The sequence below is a fragment of the Thalassoroseus pseudoceratinae genome (assembly GCF_011634775.1).
GTDB lineage: Bacteria > Planctomycetota > Planctomycetia > Planctomycetales > Planctomycetaceae > Thalassoroseus > Thalassoroseus pseudoceratinae.
The window spans coordinates 28671-52952 of the sequence record NZ_JAALXT010000002.1; the positions used below are offsets into that span (position 1 = coordinate 28671).

19 protein-coding genes are annotated in these 24282 nt (G+C 55.8%); 7 read left to right on the forward strand and 12 right to left on the reverse strand.

Features of this window, described 5'->3' with window-relative positions; translation table 11 throughout:
- Positions 1-31 precede the first annotated feature (31 nt).
- From G6R38_RS05715 to G6R38_RS05735, 5 genes are all read right to left on the reverse strand, one after another.
- Positions 32-1318, reverse strand: coding sequence for an MFS transporter (locus tag G6R38_RS05715; RefSeq protein WP_166821256.1), 1287 nt, complete (start codon positions 1316-1318; stop codon positions 32-34).
- A complete protein-coding gene (locus G6R38_RS05720) occupies positions 1319-2236 on the reverse strand; it encodes a dihydrodipicolinate synthase family protein (protein ID WP_166821261.1) in 918 nt (305 codons plus the stop codon).
- Positions 2220-3611, reverse strand: coding sequence for an alkaline ceramidase (locus G6R38_RS05725; RefSeq protein ID WP_166821266.1), 1392 nt, complete (start codon positions 3609-3611; stop codon positions 2220-2222). Before G6R38_RS05725 ends, G6R38_RS05720 begins: the two co-directional genes overlap by 17 nt.
- A 63-nt stretch (positions 3612-3674) precedes the next feature.
- Entirely contained in the window at positions 3675-4853 is a 1179-nt protein-coding gene (locus G6R38_RS05730) for an enolase C-terminal domain-like protein (RefSeq protein WP_166821272.1), read from the reverse strand.
- A 136-nt stretch (positions 4854-4989) separates the two neighbouring features.
- Positions 4990-5400 carry a DoxX family protein gene (locus tag G6R38_RS05735; RefSeq protein ID WP_166821279.1) on the reverse strand — a complete coding sequence of 137 codons (411 nt, stop codon included), beginning with the start codon at positions 5398-5400 and terminating at the stop codon, positions 4990-4992.
- A gap of 560 nt (positions 5401-5960) precedes the next feature.
- On the opposite strand from G6R38_RS05735, the gene G6R38_RS05740 reads away from it, so the two are divergent.
- Complete coding sequence (locus G6R38_RS05740) at positions 5961-6569, forward strand: heme-binding protein (protein ID WP_166821286.1); 609 nt, start codon at positions 5961-5963, stop codon at positions 6567-6569.
- A 43-nt stretch (positions 6570-6612) separates the two neighbouring features.
- Here G6R38_RS05740 and G6R38_RS05745 read toward each other — a convergent pair whose 3' ends face one another.
- Positions 6613-7437 carry a 3'-5' exonuclease gene (locus G6R38_RS05745; RefSeq protein WP_166821291.1) on the reverse strand — a complete coding sequence of 275 codons (825 nt, stop codon included), beginning with the start codon at positions 7435-7437 and terminating at the stop codon, positions 6613-6615.
- Between the two features lie 275 nt (positions 7438-7712).
- Here G6R38_RS05745 and G6R38_RS05750 point away from each other — a divergent pair, with 275 nt between their 5' ends.
- The 5 genes from G6R38_RS05750 (at position 7713) to G6R38_RS05770 (ending at position 12399) form a co-directional block, all read left to right on the forward strand.
- Complete coding sequence (locus G6R38_RS05750; protein ID WP_166821294.1) at positions 7713-8981, forward strand: SpoIIE family protein phosphatase; 1269 nt, start codon at positions 7713-7715, stop codon at positions 8979-8981.
- Between the two features lie 207 nt (positions 8982-9188).
- Positions 9189-10823, forward strand: a complete 1635-nt coding sequence (locus G6R38_RS05755; RefSeq protein ID WP_166821297.1) for a GDSL-type esterase/lipase family protein — start codon at positions 9189-9191, stop codon at positions 10821-10823.
- A 57-nt stretch (positions 10824-10880) separates the two neighbouring features.
- Positions 10881-11489 (forward strand): thioredoxin family protein, encoded by a 609-nt coding sequence (locus tag G6R38_RS05760; protein WP_166821300.1) that lies wholly within the window; start codon positions 10881-10883, stop codon positions 11487-11489.
- A gap of 35 nt (positions 11490-11524) precedes the next feature.
- Positions 11525-12061, forward strand: a complete 537-nt coding sequence (locus tag G6R38_RS05765; protein ID WP_166821303.1) for a TlpA family protein disulfide reductase — start codon at positions 11525-11527, stop codon at positions 12059-12061.
- A 35-nt stretch (positions 12062-12096) separates the two neighbouring features.
- Entirely contained in the window at positions 12097-12399 is a 303-nt protein-coding gene (locus tag G6R38_RS05770) for a hypothetical protein (protein ID WP_166821306.1), read from the forward strand.
- Between the two features lie 15 nt (positions 12400-12414).
- On the opposite strand, the gene G6R38_RS05775 is transcribed toward G6R38_RS05770, so the two are convergent.
- The 6 genes from G6R38_RS05775 to csrA all read right to left on the reverse strand — a co-directional run bounded on the left by G6R38_RS05775 (position 12415) and on the right by csrA (position 21830).
- Positions 12415-13839 (reverse strand): DUF1501 domain-containing protein, encoded by a 1425-nt coding sequence (locus G6R38_RS05775; RefSeq protein ID WP_166821309.1) that lies wholly within the window; start codon positions 13837-13839, stop codon positions 12415-12417.
- A 130-nt stretch (positions 13840-13969) separates the two neighbouring features.
- Positions 13970-15397, reverse strand: coding sequence for a sulfatase-like hydrolase/transferase (locus G6R38_RS05780; RefSeq protein WP_166821312.1), 1428 nt, complete (start codon positions 15395-15397; stop codon positions 13970-13972).
- Positions 15398-15428: 31 nt separating this feature from the next.
- A complete protein-coding gene (rsgA, locus tag G6R38_RS05785) occupies positions 15429-16589 on the reverse strand; it encodes a ribosome small subunit-dependent GTPase A (protein ID WP_240928086.1) in 1161 nt (386 codons plus the stop codon).
- Between the two features lie 90 nt (positions 16590-16679).
- Positions 16680-17186, reverse strand: a complete 507-nt coding sequence (locus G6R38_RS05790) for an FHA domain-containing protein (RefSeq protein ID WP_166821318.1) — start codon at positions 17184-17186, stop codon at positions 16680-16682.
- 224 nt (positions 17187-17410) lie between these two features.
- A complete protein-coding gene (locus G6R38_RS05795) occupies positions 17411-20935 on the reverse strand; it encodes a flagellin N-terminal helical domain-containing protein (protein WP_166821321.1) in 3525 nt (1174 codons plus the stop codon).
- 670 nt (positions 20936-21605) lie between these two features.
- Entirely contained in the window at positions 21606-21830 is a 225-nt protein-coding gene (gene csrA, locus G6R38_RS05800; RefSeq protein ID WP_240928087.1) for a carbon storage regulator CsrA, read from the reverse strand.
- Positions 21831-22337: 507 nt separating this feature from the next.
- On the opposite strand from csrA, the gene G6R38_RS05805 reads away from it, so the two are divergent.
- On the forward strand, positions 22338-24218 hold the full coding sequence (locus G6R38_RS05805; RefSeq protein ID WP_166821324.1) for a carbon starvation CstA family protein: 1881 nt from the start codon (positions 22338-22340) through the stop codon (positions 24216-24218).
- The last annotated feature ends 64 nt before the right edge of the window (positions 24219-24282 follow it).

A 24282-nucleotide genomic window follows, 5' to 3' on the forward strand; every position in this document is an offset into this window, starting at 1 on the left:
GTGTTCGTGGTGGACTCGCGAAAGCCGCTGATCACGCAGCGGTTTCACTCGCGATTCGCTTTTCAGGATTTGCGAAGAGCCAGCAAATGGCACCGACGAAGTACACGCCAGCGAACATGACGAGGACCAAATTCCAGTTCTCGGTCCACTCGAATAGTGTGGCCACGAGAACCGGACACGCGGCCGCTGCAAAGTTGCCAGACATATTCATAATGCCGAAAACTTGCGGCACGCGTTCTCCTCCAATATCAATCGTTGTCGCAAAAGCACATGGTCCCGCGATTGCGGCGAACAAGGCTCCCATCGCTAACAATGCAATCGCAGTGTTCACATCGCGAATGAACCAAGCCGCGAGAATGAGGAGTGCACAGGTTCCCAACGAAGCCGCCCCCATTCCGCTTCGGCTGAGTCGAAGACTGCCGGTTTTTCGCCAAATCCAATCAATAATCACGCCGCCGAAAACGCTTCCCAACAACGTTCCCGCCAACACCACCCCTTGCAAATATCCCGACTCTTCGACGGATACGCCGCGGGTTTTTTGAAGGAATGTTGGAAACCAACTTGCGAAGAACATATATCCCGCCGCCCGACAAATCTGTTGACCGCACAACCACCACATCACCGGATTGCGAGAAATCTCCTCGAGTTCTTGCAGTTCGTTTGTGTCGCCGTCCTCTTGGTTTTCCGATGGTCTACTGTTGGCACGAATCAGTTGGAGTTCTGCTTCATTGACGCTCGGCGTTTCATCGGGAAAGTTTCGATAGCGGCGGAGAAATGTGATCGTCCACAGGATTCCCGGGACCGCGAACAACACGAATACCCATCGCCAGCTCATCGAAAGCAGCATGCGACCACTTAGCCAACTGGCCAGAATCGCCCCGACTTGCATGCCGGCTGCGAGGATTCCACAGGCGAGTGATCGCTGCGCTAACGGCATCCAATGGCCGACCGCTTGGCATGACGCCGGAAATAAACCGGCCTGGGCGACTCCCATCACGAGTTGAGCCAAAACGAGCAACCAGAAACTTTCCGCGACGCTCATGCCGATCATGGCGAGGGATGAGCCAATCACAAAAATGCTGATGGCAATGCGAGTCCCGTTGCGTTCGGCAAACCAACCCGCCGGAACTTGAAAGACGGCGTACGTCCAGAAAAACGCCCCCATGAACCAGCCGGACTGCTGCAACGTCAACCCAAGATCATTACGGATGGAGCTTTCCACCACTCCAACCACGTTGCGACAGAGGTAAGCCAATGCCGCCGCGAGTGTCAGCCACGCGAGGACGCGATATCGGATCCGAGTCGGACGGTTTTTCATTTAGATCACCGCCTGAAGTCGGTCAAACAAACGATCGACCTCAGCTTGCGTCTCCACATCCATCTCCCAACTTACGGGGGGCTTTTGAGCGGTGCTGGCAAAGATGCCGCGTTTGTGCAGCAGATACTTTTCGATCGCGAGGAACCCGTCCAACCCCGCCTGAAGTTGGAGCGCGACGATGGCACTGATTGGCAACGAGAGCTCGTAGATTCGGTTCTCATGACCTGCGTTCAGGGCACGCCAAAGTTCGATCACACCATCGAGCAAATCGGTTCCAGGCATCGTGCCGACGATTCCTCGACGATAGCAATCGACCAAATTGATGCCGCCAGAGCCTTCAAAGATTCGAGCTTGCCCGGCGGTTGCATCGCGGAGTTTCGAAAGATTCGGCCCGAGTGGACTCGCCTCCGGTTTGAAGAAAATCCGCTCGGCACCAAACTGGTTGAGCAGTTTCGTGTAGACGCCCAGATCAATCGCCGCCCCGACATAACTCGATGCATCTTGCACAACGAGTGGAATCGAAATCGCATCGGCGATCGCGGCGAAGTAGTTGTGTGTGGCGTCGCTTCCCAGTGACGTGGCGACTGGTGGAATGGCCATAACGGCGGTTGCACCACACGACTCGGCGTGCTGGGCGAACTCCACCGCGGATGCTGTGCTTTCCGCTCCCACACTGATGACGACAAACCCACGTCCACCCGCGATTTCGCAAACCTGTTCGACAAGTTCGATGCGTTCGGAGTGCGACAATCGGAGCAATTCGCTGACCATCGCGACCACGACACCATCCGCGCCGACTTCGAACGCCCAGTCAATTTCCCGCGTCAAAACGTCGCGGTCAATTCTGCCTTGGGCGTCGAATGGAGTTTGCAAGACCGGCAGCACGCCGTGAATTGTGGTTTCAGTCTGAGAGGACATGTTGGATCGCCTGCGTCATGGTTTCGAGTGTCAGTTCGAGGCTACCCCGATCGAAAGGCGTTTGCCAAACCGGGTAGACATCGACATCGTACAAATCCGCCGGCGGTAAATACCCGATGGAGCCGTTCAGCAAATTCATGCAGATAACGGTGTGTTGCGGAAACCGTGTCCGCAACTCTTGTTGCAAATATGAGTACGCCTCCCCACAGCATCCGACAATGACCGCATCGCCAACTCTCCAAGCATAGATTGGCAACGCGAATGTCGAACCGTCGCCGATGCCTTGGCGGATGTCGCGTTTGCGGCGGAGTCGTTCTTCCAAGGCTCGATCGGTGCAGGCCAAGCGTTCTCGTTCGAGTTCATCGGCTGTCGGCCAATTTTTGATCGGCACGGAAACTTCGTGGGTCACCGCTTTCAATGCATCGGAACCGACCCGTTTCGTATGCTGCCAGACGGCGAGCGGTGCGCCGGATTCCACGGTTCCCGTGTATGTGAGTTCTGTGCCTGGTGGCTCCATATCCTCCAATGTTGCCAACGCGGCGAATGCAAGTTGGCGACCGTGTCGATCCGCGACCTCGGTATCACCGACATACTGATACCGAGGAGCCAAATCACCGCACGCCCCCAACAGAAACAACGCGGGCACGTGTGTGGTTTGTTGCATCGTGTCCCGCATCGCCCCGATGTAATCCGGCGAAATGGCTGTGTTGTCCCAAGCCAGAGTCGTCGGATGACAGGCGTAATTCACGAGCGTGGCCCGCAGGTTGGCATCGGTGTCGGTGATGCGTCCCACGTGCAGCGTATCATCAGCTTTGGCATCGGGATTGAATCCGCAGACCATGCGATCCGAGTCTGTGTTTGGCTCGGGAAAATCTCGCATCGTTGCCAGTCCGCATCGGCCGGTCTGCCAATCAAGAGTGCCCGGAAATGCCGTTCGCAACGCCTCGCGGACAACGTGCACACTCGCCTCGAAGAGCTGCTCCATCCACGTCTTCAACAGTTCGCTGCCGGGCAGTGTTTCGTCCGGTTCCATCAAGGGAGGACCGGCGTGCGTATGACTGAGTGCAAAGAGCAACTGATGCGGTTTCAGTTCCAGGGCATCCAATAGCCGCGTAAAAAACTGTTGGAATGTATGGGGCGTTTTCCACCAACCGAGATCGGCATCGAGAAGCACCAACGGTTCGCCATTCGCGGTTGCCGCTAACGTGAGAGCTGTGAGCGTGAGCGGGCGATGAATCGTACTGGCGGTGTCATGCTCCGCCGCTCCCCAATTCCGGGAATAAATTCCGACCGGAGGCGTGATATCCGCTCGAGCAATACCAAGGTGCCCGTGGAACGAAGCATGTGAAAATGCAGCAGGAGAGTTTGGTGACATAGCAGTTGAACTTGTCAACAGTTTGAGATTGGAGGGAGCGTGTTTCTTTGACCGGGACCGGACCTACCAATCACCAACCGCACCGTCGCGGTAAAAGACGCGTTGGGCAATCTCTTGTTGGAACGGGTGTTTCTTGATCTCATCCTCGTTGATCGTGACTCCGAGTCCCGGCTTGGTGTTCGGCGTGACGGTTCGCGTCGATTTGTCCAGGGTGAATCCCTCTTGAATGATATCCGCACGCCAAGGCACATCGTTGTGGACGGATTCGCAGATGATGTAACTCGGTTGCGAGAATCCGAATTCGATCGAAGCCGCCGTGCTGACCGGACCCTGCGGATTGTGCGGTGCGAGAGCGATGCGGTAGGCATCGGCTAACGCTGCGATCCGGCGGGCTTCCGAAAAACCGCCGCAATGCGTGAGATCGAGTTGGCAGATTTCACAGCCACGGACGGCGAATAGATCGCGGAATGCTCCCAGATGCGTCAGACGTTCGCCAGTTGCGATCGGTGTGGACACAGCGGCATTGATGGTCGCGAGGCTGTCCAGGTTCTCCGGCCAACAGGGTTCCTCGAAGAAGTAGAGGCCATACGGTTCCAATGCTTTGGCGAATTGCAGTCCCATGGAGGGCGACGGGCGAGCGTGGCAGTCCACCATAATGTCGATGTTATCGCCCACCGATTCTCGCATCGCCGCCACACAAGCCTCGGCCGACTTAATCGGTTGCAGGCCCTCGATCGGCATGGTCGGCGGCACCGCCATCGACTTGAAAGCCGTAAACCCCTCCGCAACGGCTTGCTCCGCCAACTCCCCAAACTGCTTTGCGTTGTCGACAGGCGTCTCGTAAAAACTCTCGAGATTTCCACCGCCGAGATGACAATACAACCGGATGAAGTCCCGGACGGGGCCGCCCCAAAGTCGATGACAAGGAACACCATGGACTTTGCCAACAATGTCCCAGAGGGCGAGATCAATTCCGGCGATTGCGGTCGAACGCGTGACTCCCTGTCCATGCCAGAAGTGTTGACGCCACATCATCTGCCAGAGATGTTCGACACGCGTGGGGTCTTCGCCGACCACAAGCTGTGCGAGATCTTCGATCGTGGCGACGACACCGCGAGTATGCCATTCGAGTGTCGCTTCTCCCCAGCCGAACAATCCCGGCTGATCCGTGAGAACCTTCACAAAAATCCAATTCCGCATCCGTGCATGACACACGAATGTTTCCACTGCTGTGATTTTCATAAATACTCAGTTGTTGCCCACTTACGAATGGCATGCTGCTAACAGGTGGTATTGGTTGCGCTGGTTCTTGGTAACAACTTACCCGTTTTCGTTTCGAAGACAAGCGGGTCGCAACAATGGGGAACCCGCGGCAGCGTCAGAGGGCGGAAGAACTGGGATTGCCCGGAGGCGTTTTCGGTTCATCAGCGGGGATGGTATGCCAATACGCCCAGAATATCAGGACGGCTTGAAGTGGTAGCCGGACGATGTGCAGCCAGTGGGGTAGCGAAAACAAGTGTTGGTTGTAGAAGACATGAATATTCGCCGGGAAGACGGCGACGAAAAACACAATCAAAGCCCAGGCGGCGAATCGTGTTGTCTTCGGGAGTACCAGTAAGAGTCCCAAGACAATCTCAATGACGCCACTGACAGAGACAATCACTTCCGGCCATGGCAAATATGTCGGCACGACTTTGAGGAAAAAATCGTCGGCCACGAAGTGCATTACTCCGGCCGTGATCATGAAAGCGGCGAGTGTCCATTTCGAAACCGGTTTGAGAACTGTCATCGTTTGATCCATCAGAATGAGTTCACCGTTGTCGAACTTATGACGCAATGCCGCGACGATTCTTGTGCAGCATAGCAACGTCAACTCAAAGCACGAAGGATCAGACGGTGTGAATCCTCTTGACTTCCCTAGGACGATCCCACATTCTTTGAATTCCGAACGTTCGGCAATCACCACCGAGGTTGCAATGTCATGCTTTATTTGTGGTCACGAGTCGGTTCGCACGTGCAACAATTGCTCGAAACCCATCTGTGATCGCCATACCACCGAATGCATGATGTTCGTGGTGAAGTGGGGAGAGTACGTGCCCCGAAAGCGGACGGTTTGCATCACGTGTGCTGAGAAGCATCAGCATGATTATCGTTGGCATCTTATCGCGACGTTCTGCTTTGTGTTGATGATGTTCTATATCCTAGCGAGTAGACAATGAACACAAACCCAATGGAATGACGATACGGCTTGATTCTTCAATCGGTGTTTATTGGCGGCCAAACTTGCCCACCCGTCTATGATTTTGCATAGACGATTGTACGGTCCCATAAAAAACAAAGGATAAGCCGATGAAATATCTTTTGCTGACTGCCTGTCTTGCTCTTGCGACGAACGTCGTTGTGGCTGCTGACCAGAAGCCTGCGGAGGTCGATGCTCCACTACCCGAGGGGTGGCCGGAACCGACGCAGCCCGGTGTGATCGAAGTCAAAGAAATTCCTGCCTATCGCAGTGCAATCGCCACCACCGAGGGAGACGCGAACCGAGCCGACTCCAAACTCTTTTGGCAGCTTTTTACTCATATCAAAGTCAATCAAATTGCGATGACGGCTCCCGTGATTAGTACCTATCCGACGGACGAGGAAGCGGATCGACCGGCCCGAATGGAGTTTCTTTATCGTCGGCTTTCTCAAGGAGAAGCTGGGGATGGTGTGGGTGCGGTGCGGGTTGAAGACCATCCAGCCGAAACTGTTGTCACGTTGGGAATCCAAGGTGGCGTGGAACAGAACATCTACGAAGACGGTATCGCAAAACTGCGGGCCTGGCTGAAAGACCATCCGCAATGGGAAGCTACGGGAACGCCCCGCCGACTTGGATATCATGGCCCGATGACGCCTAAAGCTCAGCGGCTCTGGGAAGTCCAAATTCCGATCAAGCCACTGAAATCGGAAGCCAAGTAGATCAGACGAGCAATGCTCAATGGTTCGGCGTCTGGCGGAGGACTTACAATTCCGACGGACGCTGCCAATCACCCCAGTTCGTGAGGTAATGGGCATAGGCACGGTTGTTGGTGGCTTGCTTTTCGATCCACGTTTTCGTTTCGCGGACGATGTCTTGTTCTTCGTCCAGCGTGAGTTGACCGGTCAGCACGCGACTCCGCAAAAACACGAAGTATGTGTCGAGCACATCGCATCGACAGTAATCGTTGATGGCTGTCAGTTCACCGAGGTTGAACATGTCCTGAATCTTGGACCCGTCGATACCCGTTTTGCCCGGCTTCCCGATGATGTTCGCCAATAAGTTCAACCCGCCGGTCATGCGGAAGGCGTTGAAGTTGGACATGAGATCCATCAGGTCGATATGTGCCCCGACGTTGTATCGATTTCGGGACTGCTCGAACGATTTCGCATGGACGTTGAACCACTCCGGCAGTGACATCCCGTAGCGATACGCCGCGAGTTCCATCACCGGCATGTCGTACCCGCGACCGTTGAACGTGACAAACACGGGCTGACGGTAATGTCTCCAACCCTGCCAAAACTTCCGCGTGATCTCACTCGGTCGGTAGTCCGGTGCGTCGAGGGCGGTGAGATCGATCAACCGGAAGGACTCGTCGATTTTTGCGACCGCCACGGCGCACGGCAGCATGTACGTGGGAGCCATCACGTCTTTGCCGTATTGCTCCATCAATTCCGTGCGATACCGAGCAACGGCTTCCTCGTCGGAAAGTTCCTCGTCGGGGTAACGAACTTTGCTAATGAGTCCCCCGTCGGCGACCGCTTCGACATCGAAGACAAGATAAGCCACGCGGGAAGAATCGGTATCCATGATGGGCGGTTCCCAAATGCAGCGACGGCCGCAACCCAAATCGAGCGACCGCTCGGAAATGTTCCCGCGGGTCACTCTCAAGATGTGTCTTAGACACACCACACAAAAATAAGACTCTAACGAGAGGACCCGAAGCCGACAACGGGGTTGCTTCCAGTGATACATTGTTGCAGACTGGTCAATTGGAATCTAGGAGCCCGGAAACAGGGAGTAGGAATCAGGCTTCCAAATTCTCATCTGCAACTGAGTCCTCACCTGAGATCCAATTTCTTCGCATGGATACTTCTTCGACAACTCGCGAAGCCGGCTTGATGAAGCTCGTCGAATTGACGTGCGATCTGGCCGCGTTGCACCATCTCGATGTCATCCTGCGAACGGTGACCACCGGAGCATGTGCGGCTCTAAATTGCGATCGGGCCAGCTTGTTTCTCTACGATAATCAAAACGAAGAAATCTACACGCGGATCGTTACGGAATTGGAAATCGCCGAGATTCGCGTGCCGTTGGGAAAAGGAATTGCGGGGTGGGCGGCTCAGCAGCGGAAGATCGTGCGAGTCGATGACCCGTACACCGACGAGCGATTCAATCCCGATTTCGATCGCAAGACCGGTTACCGAACCAAGAACGTGTTGGCGGCTCCGTTGTTTTCACGGGTCGATGGTCATTTGGTGGGTGTGTTGCAATTGCTCAACCGCGACACGGTCGAGTTTGGGGCTTCGGACGAGCAACTTCTCACCGCATTCGCCGCGCATGCCGCGTCCGCGCTTGAACGACATCAGTTGTTGGCTCAGGCGAAGATTTCGCAGGAGTTGCAATTAGCGATTGAAGTCGGCCGGCGGATTCAGTCGAGTTTTCTCCCGGACCGTTTGCCGGAAATCGCCGGATATGAAGTGGCGGCGTGGTGGGAACCGGCGGAGTCGGTCAGTGGGGACTATTACGATGTGCTCACCCTGCCGGATGGACGCACCGGTTTCGTGATGGCGGACGTCAGCGGTCATGGTGTTGGTCCGAGTTTGATTATGGCCAGCGTCCGGGCGATGTTGCGAGTGTTAACCAAAACTCAATCGGACCCTGCCGAGATTCTCAATCAGCTTGGGCCGCTCATTTATCCGGATCTTGGCGACAGTCGCTTCATTACCGGATTGTTTCTTGCTCTCGATCCGCGAACTCACGAGCTTAGTTTTGCGAACGCCGGTCACGGACCGGTGCTGCTGTTTCGTCGTGAGTCGTCCACGTTCGAGACACTCGACGCGACCGGTTTGCCGCTCGGCGTGATTGCCGACCTGGAATACGATTCGGGTGAAGCTCGCCAATTCACTGCGGGAGATATTCTCGTTTTGATGACCGACGGTGCGTGGGAACTTGCCGACGAAGAGAACCAGCCGTTCGGGGCCGAGCGAATCGAACAACTTATTCGTGAACACAGCGACCGTTCCGCAACAGAACTGCTGGCCGTTCTCCGCGAACACATTCTTGCCCACAACCCGAATACGTTACCGCCCGACGATGTCACCATTCTGTTGTTGAAGCGGACGACGGATTGACAACGCGAGACGGTGGCAACTAGCCACCCCGTCCGATCGGTCAACGGCCGATCAAATCAACTCGCCTTGCGTTTGCGGTTTTCGATCGGCTCACGGTAGCATGGACCCCTTCCTGAGTGTCGGCAGATCGCATTCGGTACGTGTCGGAAGTTTGTGACGTTGCCACTCATCTTGCGTTGACAATTCTCTTGCCAAAGGAATCGGTTCATGTTGCTTGTTTCTTCATCTCGGATGACACGGCTCCTCGCGTGTCTGCTTGTGTGCTGCACGACCATGGGGGCATCGGCGGAGGAACTTCCGGAACCGCTGGCGAAGATCGAGTTGTCTGATGGGGACACGCTCGTGTTTCTCGGTGACAGCATCACGCATCAATGTCTGTACACGCAGTATGTCGAAGACTTCTTCTTCACGAGATTCCCGCAGAAGAACATTCGCTTCCACAATGCCGGTGTCGGTGGTGCGAAAGCCTGGGATGCGTTGCAACGCTTTGATCGCGATGTCGCCGACTTCAAACCGAAATACGTCACGGTTTTGCTCGGCATGAATGACGGGCGGTACCAGGCGTTCAATCAGGAAATTTTCGATACCTACAAAGCCGATATGACGGAAGTCGTCGAGCAGATCAAAGAAACCGGGGCGAAGCCGGTCTTGATGACACCCACCATGTACGATGCCCGTGCCAAGCTGTTGCGGGATCAGAAACCGGCCGAGGAATACAATGCCGTGCTCGCGTACTACGGTCAGTGGTTGCAACGTCAGGCGATGATGAACGGTTTCGGCTTCGTCGACATGCACGGTTTGCTCAACAATTTGACGATTGAAGCTCGCAAATCCGACGCCAACTTCACCATGATTGCCGACGCCGTTCACCCCGGTCCCGACGGGCAACTCGTGATGGCGTACGCAATCATCAACGACATGGGCCTGCGGAAACCGCTTTCCAGTATTCGCATCACCAAAGGGGCGAAAGGCAAACCGGTCAGTCGTGTCTCGGGTGGGAAGCTCACGGATCTTCAGATGGAAGACGACGGACTTTCCTTCACCTGGACCGCCGATGCTCTGCCATGGGTTGTGCCCGCTGAGGCTCAAACCGGAGCGAAAATGTTGCGGCTTGGTCACAAAGCCAGTCGCGAAGCTCTGGAAATTCATGACCTGCCGGCCGGTTCATATCAGTTGACGATTGATGGGCAAGTTGTTGGTGTGTATTCGGCTCAGCAGTTGGCTCGGCATGTGGAACTCCAAGGGAATGCCAAGACTCCGCAGTATCAACAAGCGATGCAAGTCGCGGAACTCAACAAGCAACGGAACGCCGGTCCGGTCCGCAACATGCGAGGCGAATGGTCGCGGTTCCAACGCTACGCTCGCACGAAACAGCAAGTCGCCGATGCCCCGACTGACGCATTGAAACAACAACTCGACGCTCTCACCAAGCAGATCGAAGGCATGGATGAGCGGGTGAAGACGCTCAACGAAGAGATCGAAAAACTCGCCGCCGAGATTCGGGAAGTTGCCCAACCGAAGCCACGCACCTACCGTTTGGAAAAGGTCGAGGCCGCAAAGGTTTCCGGTCTTGTCGTTCTGAATGGCGAACCGCTTGCTGGTGCCATCGTGCAGTTTATTCCGGATGGTTCCGCAGGCAGCGTTGCACGGGGAAAGACCAATGCTGCTGGAAATTTTGTGGCGGTCGGTGGTGGGCTGCCCGGTGTGCTGCCGGGAATGTATCGGGTTGTGATCAAAACCGATGGCGTCACGCCTGCGAAGTTCGGCAACGCCCAAACCACACCGTTGCGGTTCGAAGTCCAATCGGGCAAGAACAAGGCCCAATTTGAATTGCAGAAGTAACCGTCCGTTCCGAACCGCCAGTCCTCACGACTGGCGGGCCCAGAAGTGATCATTGCGATGCGAAGCATTCTTCTCACAATTGTCACTGTCTTTGCGTTTGCATCGTCTGCACATGCTGGGAAGTTCAATCGTCAACTCGATGTTGGTGATAAAGCACCGAGTTGGGTCGGACTTCCTGGCACCGACGGCGATCCGCATTCCCTCAAAGACTATGAGAAATCGAGCATCGTGGTCGTTGCGTTTATTGCCAATCATTGTCCGATGGCAACCGCCTATCTGCCGCGTTGGAAACAATTGATCGCGAAGTTCGAGGACCCGGACGTGGCATTCGTCGCCATCAGTAGCAGTCGATTTCCGGCGGACTCGCTCGACCACATGAAATCACACGCGAAGAAACACGATTTCACCTTCGATTATCTCTACGATGGTTCCCAAGAGATCGGCCGTGCTTACGGCGTGTTCCGGACCCCCACGTTCTTCGTGCTGGATCACAAACGGCGAGTCCGATACATGGGAGCCCTCGACGACAATCAAAACATCGAACAGGTGCAGTATCAGTATCTCCGGGCCGCTATCGAAGCGGTTTTGCGGAAACGTGATCCCGAAGTCACGGAGACATTGCCGTTCGGCTGTGAAATTGATTACGCTGCAGACTCGGCGGAATGATTCGTCACCCAGTTTTTGTTTTCAGGAGGAAACCCATGCACGGACGCCGCACAATTTGTTCCCTACTCGCCGGTTGGATTCTGCTCGCGAGTTTGTCGTCATCGGCCTTCAGTGCCGACAACGAGACGGTCACTGTCAAAGTCGTGACGCCCAAAGAGTTCAAGATGGAACTCGTGAAGCACAAGGGCAAAGTGATTCTCATCGACTATTGGGCCACGTGGTGCATTCCCTGCCTGAAGGGTTTTCCCAAGACCGTGGAATGGCATGAGAAATACAAAGCCCACGACTTGGTCGTGTTCTCGGTGAGCATGGACGAACCCGATCAGGAAACCCAAGAGCAAGCCCTGAAGTTCCTGAAGTCTCGGAAAGCCACCTTCACAAATTTAATGAGCAGTCTTGGCAGTGACGAAGATGGCATGAAGCAATTCGGTGTGCCGGATGGTGCCTTGCCACACTACAAGATTTTGAATCGCAAACTCCAAGTGGTGGCTCAATTCAGCGATGAAGATGGAAACGGCATCTCTCACGAAGCCGTCGAATCGGCAATTCGCAAAGAACTTCAGAAACGCTAATTTACCCCACTCCGTCAACGCAGAAGGAAACACCGGTGACCGACTCGTCTGAATCGAAATCATTACCGATAACCAGCGGCGGGTCCGTTCCGGTGTTTGATTGCCGTGTGTTCGTCTCGCATGAGGGGGCAAACGGTCCGGTCGTCGCCCGATGCGTGAACTTGCCGGAAGTGAAAGCGTCTGGTCCGAGTGAACGTGATGTCTTGCGGAAGATCGTCGATGCGTTCAAATCCATCGCACAAGATTACCACTCCCGCGGCGAACCGATTCCATTCATTGAAACCGATGCCAAACCCGGTCCCGACGAACAAGAACGCTGGATTCCCGTGCATCTGTAGCCATTGCCGATTGCCTCAAGCGTACAAACCGTGAATCGGTGTGCCCTCAGCGATTTTGAAGGGGCGACCGGTCGGATCGGTGTAATGACCAGCGGGATCGATTCCCAGGGCAGCGAACACGGTCGCGGTGAGATCCCACGGGCCGTACGATTGCGATTTCGGATACGCTCCCATTTTGTCCGACGCTCCCAACACCCCACCACGTGCGACCCCCGCACCGGCGGCCATCACCGAGTAACACGCCGCCCAGTGTTTTCGCCCCGGCGAAGCACCTTTGAAACGCGGTTCCAACGCGACCAGTGGAGCGCGACCGAATTCACCAAAACACAATACCAGTGTTTCCTCCAATAATCCGCGAGTTTCGAGGTCTTCGAGCAGCGTGGAGACGCTTTGATCGAATCGCGGTAACAGACGGTTTTCCAACGCATCGAAAATGTCGTTGTGGGTGTCCCAGCCGTAGAATTCGGTGGTGTCAGGGTGCAAGTCCTGGCCACGACTATGGTGATTCCAAACCACCGTTACCAACGGCACCTCCGCCTCGACCAATCGCCGAGCCAACAAACACGCCTGTCCCGATCGGTCTCGGCCGTAGCGTTCGCGTAACTCGATTGGCTCGCGGGAGAGATCAAACGCCAAACGAGTTTTCGGTTCCGCGAGCATTCGTTGAGCCTGATCGTACATGCCCGACAGGTCGGCTGCCGTCGTGTTGCGTTCCCATTGACGGCGTGTGCCATCGAGTGTTTTGACCAACGATTGTCGGCGTTCCAACCGGGACAACGGTAGGTCCATCTGCGGTTGCAAACCCGGCACGACGGCAGTGTCGTGCGTGACATCGCCAACCGTGAGTGCATTGAATTCGCGTCCCAGGAAACCACCGAATTGACCCGGCGCGATGTTGTTCGGGGCGATAATTGCCGGGCCGTTCACATGCACCGCCGGTTCTACAAAAGCCGACTGCGGACGGACCCGCTTCAAAATCGCACTGTGACACGGATAGTCCGTCGGTTGTGGTGGCGGGTTGGAAGATCGCCGTGTGTGGTAATGGCCTGTCAAGCTGAGATACGCCGCCGATCCGTGGTCTAAGTCCTCGTGCGACATGCTCCGAACGACCGTCATGCGGTCGGCGAGTCGGGCCAATCGCGGCATGTGTTCGCCGAAGAACAAACCTGGCACGCTGGTGGGAATTGTACCGAACACACCACGTACTTCGGCCGGAGCATTGGGTTTCGGATCCCACATATCGATATGGCTTTGTCCGCCACTGGCGAAGATCAACACCACCGATTTGGCTTTGCCGAATCCGGGGCCACGCGTGGCGGGTTCGCTTGCTCGGCTCACGTTGGCCAGACTCGCGCCCAGACCAGCCGCCCCGATTCGCAACCATTCACGACGGTTCCAGGGTTTGTTTCGCGTCGGTGTGTTTTCGGTGAGTTGCAACATGAATCTGAATGGAGAATAACCTGCGATTTCGCCAGCGCGTTTCCGTGTTCGATCAACACATCAAGATAAATCATTCCATCCGCGGATGGTAGTGGGATTGCTGTTTTGACTCCCGCGGAGTGGTCAAGAATCACTGTTCGGTCGGTGTCCACCAGGCATCGAGTTGTTGCTTCATCTGTTCGACGAGGTCGGAATAGTTGGCGTCGTTCGCCAGATCGTGTTGTTCACCGGGATCGGCAACGACATCGAACATGCGAACGGAATTTGTATATCCGCCCCATGGTTTTTGATTGTTGCGGGAATGAGGCACGATCATTTTGAACCGCCCGTCGCGAATCCATCGGTAGGCAACATCGCGTGACGGTTTGTTCAGAACTGACGCATCACCAGGAAAAATCGCTCCGAACGCCGGACGTGGTGTCAGCTTCGCCGCTCCGGTGCTCGCTGGCCAAAGACTTCGGCCGGGCAATTCGGTGACAGCCGATTCCAAATCGAGGGCATCAAGGACCGTTGGCAGCAGGTCCACACTGCTGCACAATTCCGAATGTGCACCGGGTTTCGTGTGACCGTCCCAACGGATGAGAATCGGTGTTCGCAGCCCGTCCTCGAAGGGAGACCGTTTGCTGGTTTTGGTGTAGTTGAAATCACCGTCGTTCATGGGCCGCTTCGGATCGGGCGTGAAACCGTTGTCGACAACAAAGATGAACAGCGTCTCGTTTGCGAGTTTCTTGTCTTCGAGCTGTCCGATCAACTTGCCAACGGTGTCATCGAACCAGGAACATGCCGCGTAGTAGGGAATGGCGTGTTGCGGCACATCGGGATTGTCTTCGTACGGAGTGCGGAACTTCTGAGGGGCATTGTGCGGCAAATGGGGGAGAAAAGGAGCGTACCAAAGGAAAAACGGATCTCCGTTCAGTTGGCAATCATCGACGAAGTTGTAGATCGGCTGCATGGTTTCCCGACCGATGGCCAGACCGTGATCGCCATTACCATGGGCGACAAGATCGCCACTCGCCAGACGCTTGTTACCGAGTGCGTTCGCTGGCTTCGACGGTTCGGCAATCGTCATGCCCTCCGTGAACCCTGCGTTTCGCCAATGGCCTTCCCAATACTTGCCGGTCTGAAAACAACGATAGCCGTTCCGGGCAAGAATTCGTGGCAACGTGGGAACGGCCTGAATCAGCTGGGTGGCTTGGTTTCGGAGTCGGTCATACTCCGATTTGCCGATGTTTTTCGATCGTGTTAACCGAGAGAACCCCGGCGGCGGATGGTTGAAATGCACGCCGTGTTGGTGGGGATACAGTCCCGTGAGCATCGTCACCAACGAAGGCCGACACACGCTACTGGGTACGTATCCGTTGGGGAAACGCGCCGAACGCACTGCCAACCCGTCGAGATGCGGCGTACGGATTTGCGAATGACCCATGAAACCAAAATCGGAATACGTTTGGTCATCGGAAATGATCAGCACGATGTTGGGACGATCCGCTGCCGGGAGCGAATTCGTCACCAGACACAGGCCAAGAACGATGAAGGTGTATCGCATGAATCGATTCATCGTTTCGGTTCCGATCGGCTGGCGGGGTCTTTCAATCGTCGCCTTGGAAAATGCGGAGATAGCTTTCGTAGCGGCTAGACGAGATCAATTGTTCTTGCACCCCGAGTTTGATTCCGCAACGGTTTTCGTGCGTGTGTGTGCAATCGGGGAAATGGCACCGGGTCACGAATGGGCGGAATTCGATGAAGTAGGCTTCCACCTCTTCCTTCGCGACATCCCACAAATCGAACTGACGAATGCCGGGAGTGTCTGCGACCCAACCGCCGGATTTCAACTCCAGAAGAGTGGCCCGTCGCGTCGTGTGAGTGCCTTTTTGCGACCAACCGCTGACGGCTCCCGTTTGCAGTTCCCAACTGGGCTCAACACGATTAAGCAGCGAACTCTTGCCGACACCACTTTGCCCGGTAAACACACTTTGTTTGCCCGCGAGCAACCCTTGCAGTCGCGAAACGCCCATGCCGGTTTCCGCACTCGTGAGGACGACATCATACCCCAAACTGGCGTAAAGCCCGACTGTCGGTTGCAACTCGACCGGATCGGCGAGGTCGGCTTTGTTGATGCAAATAATCGCCGAGACTCCCCCCTTCTCTGCCGAGACGAGAAACCGATCGATCAAATTCGGTTTCAGTGGCGGATCGGCGGCAGAGGCGACGATGACAGCGGTGTCGATGTTGGCGATGATGACGTGTTCACGATTGCCGCTTTCGCGGGAGAGTACGCCGTGTCGCGGTTCCACCCGCTCAATCACGCCTTGTTCCATGCCGCTCGGCAGAGTTTGCCCGGTCGGTTGGAATTTCACACGGTCGCCAGTCGTGACGGCGTTGCGAGCATCGCGGGAGATGGTTCGTACGACACGCCGCACGGTACATTCATACTGCGTGCCATCATCCGACTGGACGATGGAGTTCAGACCAACGGCGGTGATGACCCGTCCATCAAGACATTGGGACTCGTCGATTTCGCGAATCAGGTGGCCGTTTTCATCCTCGACCACCCCAATGACCGTGCGATGTCTGGTGAGGTCACCTTTGCCGCTTAGGCGTTCCTCGGCAGCGAGGTCGTCAACTCCCGCTTCGTTGTCGGCGGCTTTTAGCGCATCGCGTGTCAGATCGTTTCGGCGGGTTTTCTTTTCACGATTCTTGCGAAACTGAACCCGCCGCTTTTCCCCCTTGCGGTCCTTGCGTTTGCTCACGATAAATGCGTCCATCGCAATCGTGACGGGGAGTCTTGACCGACCCAACGGTGTTCGCGTGTGGAGATTCGACTCATCCTGACTCCGTTTTCAATCATCCATTAACCATTTTAGGGCTTCGTCTTCGCCGGAATCGTAATCGTATTCGACGGGCTTCTTTTCTCGCGATTCGAGAGTCTTCTTGCTGTCGATCTCCCGATCGGATTTCCGCTGTTTGGGGCGTCGAAGCGGTTTCTCGATGCCGGCTTTTTCCAGCAGACTCATCGACATGACTTCGCCGGAGGCCTCAACCGGTGCTGGCCCGCTGGCCTCGTATTGAATCTCATAGCGATGTTTCGCAACGGTGACAATATCACCTGGTTGCAACCATTTGGATTCGCAACGGTTGTTGTTGACTTTGATACCGTTTGCACTTCCAAGATCGCGGATTTTCCAGTACCCATTTTCGAACGTCAGTTCGCAGTGTTGCGAGGAGACATTCGGAAATTGCAGCGTGATGTCGCAATGATTCCGCCGCCCGATGAGGAGTGTTGTTTTCAACAGCGGTATCGGATTTCCCCCGCCGCACGGGATGAGTTCGCCAAGTTTTTGTGTCATTTTGCTTCGAAATTGAGAAAAGCCTGGGAAATGAGGTTGGCCCGGCTTGCTGCCACTGCCTACGAGCGACTGTACGTCACTCTACTACTCCCGCGACGGTCCGTCAAATGGAGAGATTCCGGAGTTTCCCAAACGCAAAACGCCTCCCGTTCGCAACACAAAAAACAGCGTGCCCACCGAAATGGACACGCCGTCTGTTTAAAAGTTCGCAATCGCTGCAAGAATTATCCCAACAAACTGAGGACTTGCTGCGGTGCCTGGTTGGCGATCGACAACACCGAGATGCCCGATTGTTGCAGAATCTGAGCTTTCGTCATCGCGGCGGTTTCGATGGCAAAGTCGGTATCGGTGATTTGGCTACGAGCTTCGGAAATGTTCTCCAAAGCCACACCGAGTGTCGAGATGTTGGTCTCGATCACGTTCTTCTGCAACGCCCCGAGTCGACCACGAAGCGTGGTCACACGATCGAGTGATTGGTCGATGATGTCGACCAAGTCTTGACCGGAAATCCCGCCCGAGCCCACATCGAGGAGGCTCTTGCCGTTGCCAGTACCGAGTTCGAACAGCTTCCCGGTGATACCACCGAGTCGAGCGGTGTTGACGGCTTCCAAGCCAATCCCGATTTGACCAGACGGGTTCACTTCCTGGCCGATTTGGAACAAGCTTCCGCCGCCGGTCACGCTGATGCTGGTCGTTTCATCGACCTGGTTGCTAGCCGCTTCGAAGGAAATCGTCGCGTCGAGCGTGCTGGTTCGGATGGTGGCATCCAAGCCGCTTGAAGATGCGTTTTGACCGTTGATCGTCACGCCGATATCCAAACCGGTATCCCGACTGGAAACCGCACCCGTCGTGTCGACCGTGTCGAACGATCCACCGAGCACGTTCAGCGAAACGCTCTCGCTGCTACCGTAGTTTTCACTGGAGAGCACCACAGCGGCGTTTTCGCCACCTTGGAGTTCCGTCGCAGATTGCGAGAACAATGTTCCGCCGGCGGTCCCGTCGATCGAAACAAGGTCACGGAGCGTTTCGTCTTCCGCGATCAAGGCTTTCAGGTCGTCCACGGTGCTCGTGACTGCACCAGTCGTGTCGTCGACGAGATTGAAAGTGATGGTTTGATTACCATCCTCGTCGGCTGCACCCACCGTAGCGCTGATTTCGTCACCGGTGCCAACCGCGAATTCGACGCTGATCGTTCCCGTCGAGCCGTCGGCTCGGTTGTCGATCACTGTCAACGTGGTGGTCGAATCCGTTCCGTTTGCGAGTGACTCGGCCGTGTTCAACGTGGTGGCCGAAATCACGGTGCTGGTGGCGGTGCCGTCAGCCGGTGCGATGTCGATCAAGTCGTTAGCCGTGGCAGCAGCACTGCCGTCCGCTCCGTTGGTCAACAGGGCTTGGATGTCGGCGATGGTCGAGTCGACCGCACCGTCGCTGTCCGTTCCCAAGGTGAAGGTAATGACCGTCGGGTCAGATTCCGTGCCCGCACCGGTGATGGCGACGGATGGGTCGGCATCGGCCAAGGCGGCGGCTTGGAATTGCACTTGGATATTGTTGCCGGCATCGCCGTTGGCTTTTGCGGTGATGTCGATCGAAGCCGCTTCCGCTCCGCCGGTGAGGGCTTCGCTGGTCGCGGTGTTGGCCACTGCGGAACTGGCATTGCTTCCCGAGTAGCTGATATCGATCAACGCGGCAGCTGCGGTTTCACCGGTGGTCGAAGGGCTGTCGAGCAGAGTCGCCAAGTCGTCGATCGTTGCACCCGTCGCGAGACTGATGTTGATGGTGTCACCATCAACCGAGACGCTTGTGGAAGCCGCTCCGGTGCTGACATTCAGGGCGAGATCGTTCCCGTCTACCCCAGCGGTATCAGCGGTGAAGGTCACCGTTTCGGTGTCCACGCCGCCTGCCAAGTTCGTTTGGGCTTGGGTATTGGCGATGGTGTCTGTTGGAATCAAACCACTACCACTGTAGGAAATGCTGAGCAATTCCGCGGCGGCAACTTCGTCGGCAGTTTGGGGATCGTCGAGTAGACTGACCAAGTCAGCGACAGTGGCGTCGCTTCGCAAGTTGAAGGTCACGTCCGAACCGGAAACCGAAACCGAGTTTTCAGTCGCACCGCTGGTGACGGTGACGGTCAAATCGTCGCCGGCCGTTCCGACGTCGTTGGCGGTGAAGGTCACTTCTGACGTATCCAAGCCACCTTCGAGCGCGACGTTACCGGACGGCAAATCGAAACCGGCAATCGTTTCGTCGGTGGCGGAGAGGGTAATCAAGTTATTGGCATCCACAGCGTCTTGAGTCGCCCCAGCGGCCAACAAAGCTTGCAAGTCGTCGACGTCATCGGCGGCCGCAACCGTGAAAGCGATGACCGTTGGGTCGTCTTCGGTTCCAGCACCGCTTACGCTGACAGCGGACGTTGCACCGGCAGTGAACGTGACTTGGATATTGTTGCCGGCAGCACCATCGGTGTTGGCGTCAACTGTCAAAATGTTATCCGCACCAGCGGTGAGGCTGTCCAACTCAACTGAGGTTCCGCCGTCGTCGGCGAACGAAAACGTCCCGGCGTTATCGACGGTCACCGCGAAATCGGTTCCGCCGCCGTCAATGTTGATGGCTTCGATAGCGGTTTCGATCGCTGCGGCCGTATTGTTCGCGGGGGTATCGGTATCGAGAGCAATCCGAATTTCGCGACTGTCGGTGTCGAAGGATGCGCTTAGCGGGTTCCCGGCACCTGCGTCGGTAAAGACGATGCTGATGTCGTTACCGGCGATTCCATCGGCTGCCTCACCAGCCACGGCGGCGACCGTAATGGCACCATTGCCGGTACCAGCCGTCGCGATGGAGTTCGAGGTCGCTTGTGCTGCAGCACCGATGACGACGGTCTGTTGAGCCGCAGCTTCCGTGACGGCTTCGAAGTCCAACGAACTCGCCGTACCTTCGATCGCGTTGAAGCTGAAGCTCGCAGCCGTTGCGGAACCGATCGCGGCGGACAGTTCCGCGGCTACGCCTTCTTCGCTTCCGAGTTGCAACGCATTCTTGACGGCGGCGTTCACACCGGTTGAATCGCTCACGCCGTTGATCGCGGCGGCAATGTCATCGACGGAAGCGGAGTCACCAAGGAACAGCAGTTCGTTGCCGTTCGCTCCACCGACTTCGATGGTGGACCGTTCAGTCAATCCGCCACCAAAATATGCCAACTGGGCTTTTTCGGCCTGGCTGGTCACGGTGGCATCAATCTCGATGGACTCGTTCGTTCCCAGAACGGCTTCGTTGATTTTGAAGTCCGAGAGTTTCGCTGAGTCGGCGGTGGAGATCGACGTGTTGAATGCTTTACTACCGTCGAGCAATCGGTCGCCGGCGAATGATGTGTTCGATGAAATTCGGTTGATCGCGGACAAAGCCGTATCGATCTGGAGTTGGTTCGCTTCTTTCTCGGCTTGGGACAACGCCCCGTCGTTCAAGCCTTCTTGAACCAGCCCACGAATCTGGTTGAGCAATCCGCCGATTTCGCCCAAAGCCCCGTCGGCGGTGGCGATCACGTTGTTGGCGCGGTTGCTGTTCTTGATCGATTGCTCGATCGAGGTCACCTGCAATCGCAGGGTTTCACTGGCGATCAAACCGGACGGGTTGTCTTTCCCCGAGTTGATCTGCAAACCGGTCGACAACCGCGTCAGCGAGGTGTCGAGCATTTTGTTGGCTTTGTTGTAGTTCCGCAGCCCGCGGAGTGAAGCGACGTTTGTATTAATTCGTGACATGTACCTGAGCCTTTCTGACTATCACTCTTCCCGATTGAACTCGGGCGGAATCGAACGTGTGAGAATGACCGGACTACTTCTCAGTGGTCGCGGGGAGGGGAATTGAATTCATAGGGCCATAATCCGTTAGGCGAACACAGTCGAAATGGTCCGGGTTCGAGATCCGGTTGTGAAAATGCATCCATGTTGTCACAGTCTCGAAAGCACTGAGCCAAGAGAATTGGGCCTACCTCTTGGAGTGCGAAACGACAGAGTGCCAACAGTCGGATGTTCGTGGAACTGGTCGGTCGAAACCGATGATTCCGGAAAATCAAGACGGTAAGAACTCAGTCTCTCTTTAAATATCGGTTGCAAAATGGCAACAGGCCATGAAAACTGGGCGAATTAGATAGAAATGTGGGTTTAGGTAGGTTTTTGCGCCGGCAGTATCGCCCAATGACATCAAACCTGCGAATTCCCGAGATTTGGAGATTGCAGGTTTTTCGGTGCAGGTGGAACCTGACGGAAGTGGTTGGGGCGAACGCGCATGGAGGGGAGAGCGTGTCGCAAGGTTTTTGCGTCAAGAGATTTACGGAACGCAACCGTTTTGGTCGCGTAACAAACGAGGCGATCGACCGGACGAGGATCTCAGGACGGATACAGCTTCAAGTCCGGTAAAATCGCCGCGATCTTACTCCGGATGATCTTCGCTGGACGTGGACGAATTTTTTCGGCCAGGTCGCTTGGCACCGCCATCTCGCTGGATGGCGTCATAAACTTCTTGGCGGTGCACGGGGATTTCGACCGGGGCTTGAATGCCCAGTCGGACTTTGTCGCCGCGGATATCGACAATCGTGATGACGATATTGTCCCCGATGATGATACTCTCGTCGCGCTGTCTCGATAGAACCAACATGGGATGAACTCCTTTTCAATCGGGCGACCAGGACCGGCAAGCCGACAGTTTGATTTGGCACATTTGAAATTTCGACGTTCCGACCAGCGCGGGAAAACGCCCACGAGGGTGCGGACGAACCGACGGAACGACGGCTCTTTCAAACACTCTTGTCAACTTGCCGATGCTTACCGATCGCGGGGGCGGCGGTGACTCCTTCAGCAACCCGTATCAACCGTGAACGGGTCGTATTCTTGCATCGACATGCCTACAGAATCGGCAAGCGGATCAAAAAATTCTGCCATTGCTTGCTCGTTTTTTGAACACAAGGCAAAACGGATGCGAAACCTTACCGGTTCTGTGCGTGATGTCGAATCGCCGACCATACGGCTTTTCCATTCATGCCCCTAGGCTGCGTGTTGCGATGGCCGCTCCGGTGCGGTAATTTGAACGGATTCGAGAAGTCGCAAGGATTGCCAGCCTCAATCATCCATCCTCGACCCTTAGTTTCTCAAAGAGTATTCATTCATGACGACATTGTTGATCGTGCTCGGTGCCATTGTCGCCTATCTGATCGCGTACCACACTTACGGTCGCTGGTTGGCCCGGAAGATCTTTCAACTTGATTCCGATGCCAACGTTCCCAGCGTGGCCCTCAACGACGATTGCGACTACGTGCCCACGTCCAAGGGAATCGTGTTCGGCCACCACTTCACCAGCATCGCGGGAACCGGACCGATCGTGGGACCAGCGATTGCAATTATGTGGGGATGGGTGCCGGCGTTGGTCTGGGTTTTGGTCGGGTCGATTTTCTTCGGAGCCGTTCACGACTTCGGTTCGTTGATCATCAGCATGCGAAACCGCGGGCAAACCGTGGGTGATATCGCGGGGCGATTGCTCAATCCACGAGTGCGGATTCTGTTCTTGCTGATTCTGCTGTTCTCGCTGTGGATCGTGCTGGCGATTTTTGGTTTGGTGATTGCGTCAGTCTTCCGAATGTTCCCCGCGTCGATTCTGCCGGTGTTCTTGCAGATTCCGGTGGCGGTGGCCATTGGCGTTTGGTTGCATCGCAAAGGTGCGAACTTGCTGATTCCGTCGCTGTTGGCGTTGGCAGTGATGTATTTGACGGTTTGGCTCGGAGCGGGATGCCCGGGAATCGCCGGTGACGGTGGTGCTCTCGGGGCGGCCATTCAAAGCATCAATAGCACACTCGCCTCTTGGCCATTGTACGTGTGGACCGGAATTCTGCTCACGTATTGTTACATTGCCAGCGTGCTTCCCGTGTGGATGCTGCTGCAACCCCGCGATTACATCAACAGCTTGCAATTGATTTCGAGCTTGGGTTTGGTCGTGATTGCTGTCGTCGTGACCGGTCTGATTGGTGTCGATGGTCAAGCCATCACAATGGTAGCTCCGGCGGTGGAACTCAGCCCGACGAATGCTCCACCAATCATGCCCGTGTTATTCATCACTATTGCCTGTGGAGCGATTAGCGGGTTTCATTGCCTGGTCTCCAGTGGGACATCGAGCAAACAGGTTCGCAACGAGAAAGACGCTCAGTTCGTCGGTTATGGTTCAATGCTCACCGAAGGTTTCTTGGCCACCATCGTGATCTTGGCGGTCGCGGCGGGGATTGGTCTTGGATGGCCCGGTGAAGAGAAGTTCGCCGGACAAACGGGGACCGCTTTGTGGTCGAGTGTCTATGGTGACTGGGCGAAAGTCGGTCTTCAGGAAAAAATCGGCGCGTTCGTGGTGGGCAGTGCGAACTTCCTGGGTGGCATCGGTATCAATCATTCGATGGGCGTTGCGATCATGGGAGTGTTGGTGGCATCGTTCGCCGCAACAACGCTCGATACCGCGACTCGTTTGCAACGGTACGTCGTTCAAGAACTTGCCGGAGCTGTTGGCGAGGCTGCTCCGATGCTCAATCCGGCGGTGCGACCATTTCAGAATCCGCATGGGGCGACAATGTTCGCAGTCCTCACGGCGTTTGCATTGGCTTTACTTGCAAAACCAGGGGTAACATGGTCGTGGTCGGTCGCGGGGACTGGCGGTTTGATTCTCTGGCCATTGTTTGGTGCCACCAACCAACTGCTCGCCGGTTTGGCGTTCTTGGTGATCTCCTTCTGGCTTTGGCGTCGTGGAAAATCGCTGTGGTTTGCGGTTCTTCCGGCGATCTTCATGCTCGTGATGCCCGCCTGGGCCATGATTGACCGAATCACGGTTTGGCTCACACCGGGGCAGGAACGTCCCTTGCTTGCTGGCATTGCGATTGTCACTTTGGCTCTTGAAGCCTGGATGATCGTCGAAGCCGTCCTGATGTGGCCGAAAACCAAAGGCGTGTTGGAGAAAACATTGCCACCGCTTCCGCAACCCGCGTCGACAACACAAGCCCAGCCACAAGCGTAAGAGCGTTGCGGGTTACGATGAGGCCGTTACGATAACATTGCTAATCGAGTTTTCTTGACGAGTC